The sequence below is a fragment of the Gemmatimonas sp. genome, assembly GCF_044376735.1.
Taxonomy (GTDB): Bacteria; Gemmatimonadota; Gemmatimonadetes; order Gemmatimonadales; family Gemmatimonadaceae; genus Gemmatimonas.
Genome location: NZ_JBILKJ010000290.1, coordinates 1 through 3,100, shown reverse-complemented (window position 1 = coordinate 3,100; position 3,100 = coordinate 1). Strand labels below are relative to the sequence as shown.

2 protein-coding genes and 1 pseudogene are annotated in these 3,100 nt (G+C 70.6%); all 3 read left to right on the top strand.

Going from position 1 to position 3,100, the window contains the following annotated elements:
- Nucleotides 1–692: pseudogene (locus ACIRA7_RS16785) on the top strand (cryptochrome/photolyase family protein); the annotation flags it as partial.
- 194 nt (nt 693–886) lie between these two features.
- Entirely contained in the window at nt 887–2,749 is a 1,863-nt protein-coding gene (gene atzF / locus ACIRA7_RS16780) for an allophanate hydrolase (RefSeq protein ID WP_396221975.1), read from the top strand.
- A complete protein-coding gene (locus tag ACIRA7_RS16775) occupies nt 2,749–2,955 on the top strand; it encodes a DUF4089 domain-containing protein (RefSeq protein WP_396221976.1) in 207 nt (68 codons plus the stop codon). The genes atzF and ACIRA7_RS16775 overlap by 1 nt, the downstream gene beginning before the upstream one ends.
- Nucleotides 2,956–3,100 lie beyond the last annotated feature (145 nt).

Below are 3,100 nucleotides of genomic sequence, written 5' to 3'. Positions count from 1 at the left end.
GCAGCGGGCATGTGGCGCTGGCCTCGGCCGAGGGCTTCATCCGGCAGATCCTGGGCTGGCGGGAGTACGTGCGGGGCGTGTACTGGCTGCGCATGCCGGGCTATCTGGATCTCAACGCCCTGGACGCGCACGAGGCCCTGCCTGCCTTCTACTGGACGGGCCGCACCGACATGCGCTGCCTGGCCGATGCCATCGGCCAAACGCTGGAGCACGGCTATGCCCACCACATCCAGCGCCTGATGGTGACCGGCCTGTATGCCCTGCTGCTGGGCGTGGCGCCACGCGAGGTGCACACCTGGTATCTGGCGGTGTACGTGGACGCCGTGGAATGGGTAGAGCTGCCGAACACCTTGGGCATGAGCCAGCACGCGGACGCGGGTCCGCCGCAGGGCCCCACCCCACCGCCCGGGCCCATGGCCAGCAAGCCCTACATCGCCACCGGGCAGTACATAGGCCGCATGAGCGACCACTGCCGCAGCTGCCGGTTCGATCCGGCCCAGCGCACGGGAGAGCGGGCCTGCCCCTTCACCACGCTGTACTGGGACTTCCTGGCGCGCCACCAGGTTCGGCTGGGACGCAACCCTCGTATGGCCTTGCAGGTAAAGAACCTCCAGCGGGTGGCGCCGGAAGAAATGGCGCAGATCCGCGAACGCGCCCAGGCCCTTCGGCAGGGGCAGGTCAAAGGCTGCTGAGTTCCCCGCCGACCTGGCGCGCCGCGGCACCGGCTTGGTGCAACCTCAGGTGCGTGAGGCTGCGGCGCACCGAAATGGGACCAGGCCTGCGCCTTGGTTGTGCGCGCGACAGGCCCGAATGGGGGCCTGACGAAGGGGCAGTACACGTTGGCACGCTTTCTGCTGTACGCACTTGTATACCAGTTGGCGCACCAATGCATCGCGATCGCCCCACCATTCAAAGCCCGGCCGCGGCAGCGGGCCTTGGCCCCGCAGACCTGAGCGGTCCCGCTTCTGTTGCGTCGTGGCTGACAGCCCTGGCGCAGGGCGAGGATCCGGTGGCACGGGCCGACGCCGCGCGGGTGCGGGCCCTCGCTTCGGCACAGACCGAGCGCGGCCGGCCGGTGTGGATCCACTTGTGCGACGACATCGCCTGGCAGCGCCAGATCGATCTGCTGGTGGAGCGTGTGCAGGCCTGCGCCACCCGCGCCGAGGCCCTGCGCCGCTACCCCCTGCTGGGCGTGCCATTCGCGGTCAAGGACAACATGGACATCGCGGGCGCGCCCACGACCGCCGGCTGTCCGGCCTTCGAGCACGAGGCCACGGCAGATGCCACCGTGGTGCAGCGCCTGCTGGACGCCGGGGCGCTGTGGGTGGGCAAGACCAACCTCGACCAATTCGCCACCGGTCTGGTGGGCACGCGCTCGCCCTACGGCCAACCCGCCAGCGTCCTCGATGCGCAGCGCATCAGCGGCGGCTCCAGTTCAGGATCGGCCGTGGCAGTGGCCAGCGGCCTGGTGGCCTTTGCGCTGGGCACGGACACCGCCGGTTCCGGCCGCGTACCGGCTGGGCTGAACGCCCTGGTGGGCCTGAAGCCCACGCCGGGCCGGGTGTCCACGGCCGGTGTGCTGCCCGCCTGCCGCTCGGTGGACTGCGTGTCGGTGTTCGCCCACACGGTGGAGGACGCCGCGCACGTGCTATCGGTGCTGGAAGGCCCTGACCCGCGGGACGCCTACAGCGCCTTCCAACCTGGCGTGGCGACGCTGCCCGAGCGCCCGCGCCTGGGCATTCCCAAGAGGCCGGTCTTCCACGGAGACGCCGGCTACGCAACGGCCTGGCCCGACGCCCTGCAGCGCGCGCGCGACCTGGGGGCCGAACTGGTGGAACTGGACTTCGCGCCCTTGTTCGAAGTGGCCGCCCTGCTCTACGACGGCCCCTGGGTGGCCGAGCGCCATGCGGTACTGCAGGCGTTGATGGAGCGCGACCCGCAGGCGCTGGACCCCACGGTGCTGAAGGTGGTATCCAAGGCCGTGGGCATGAGCGCCACGGACGCCTTCCGCGCACAGTACAAGCTTCGAGAGTTGCAGGCCGCGCTGGCCGGGCTGTGGCAGCAGGTGGACGCGCTGCTGGTGCCCACCACCACCGGCCACCCCACCTTTGACGAGATCGACGCCGACCCCGTGGGTGCCAACGCCCGCATGGGCGTGTACACCAACTTCGTGAACCTGCTGGGCTGGAGCGCACTGGCCGTGCCGGCGGGCTTCACCGACCGCGGCCTGCCCTTCGGCGTGACGCTGATCGGGCCCGGAAACGCCGACGCGGCCCTGGCCCGCTTCGGCCAACGCTGGATGGGGCCTGCTGCCGATGGCGAGACGCTGCGCTGGCCGGCGGTGCGCAGCGAGATCGCCATTGCCGTGGTCGGCGCCCACCTGAGCGGTCTGCCCCTTAACAGCCAGCTCACCGAGCGCGGCGCGCGGCTGCTGCGCAGCACGCGCACGGCGCCCTGCTACCGTCTCTACGCCCTGCCCGGCACGACACCGCCCAAGCCCGGGATGCAGCGCGTCAGCGAAGGCGGCGCCAGCATCGAACTGGAGGTCTGGGCCCTGCCGCAGGCCGAGGTGGGCTCGTTCCTGGCCCTCATCCCCGCCCCACTGGGACTGGGCAGCCTGCTGCTGGAAGACGGCACCACCGTGCACGGCTTCGTGTGTGAGGCACATGCTTTGCAAGGGGCGCAGGACATCACCGGCTTCGGCGGCTGGCGGGCCTACATGAAGTCAGTCGTGAGGGCTGCATCGTGATGGACCCTGAAGCCTACGTGGACCCCGCCGCTCAGGCGGTGGGGCTGACCCTCCACCCCGACCATCGGCCGGGCGTGGTCACCTACCTGGCCCTGGCCGCGACCATGGCCGAGCGGGTGATGAGCTTTCCCTTGGGCACGGAGGATGAAGGCGCCAACACCTTTCGACCGGTGCCGCCGTCTGCGACTGAGGAGCGTGACGCATGAAGGCGCAAGCCGCCGTTCGCGCCAGCCTGGAGCGGATCCAGGCCACGGACACGCAGGTCAACGCCTTCACGCACGTGCTGGCACAGCGGGCGCAAGAACGCGCCGAGGCGCTGGACCGACAAGTAGCCAACGGCTCGCTGTCGGG

Coding starts and splice junctions, on each gene's coding strand:
- atzF (WP_396221975.1), top strand. CDS start 887: ATGCATCGCGATCGCCCCACCATTCAAAGCCCGGCCGCGGCAGCGGGC.
- ACIRA7_RS16775 (WP_396221976.1), top strand. CDS start 2,749: ATGGACCCTGAAGCCTACGTGGACCCCGCCGCTCAGGCGGTGGGGCTG.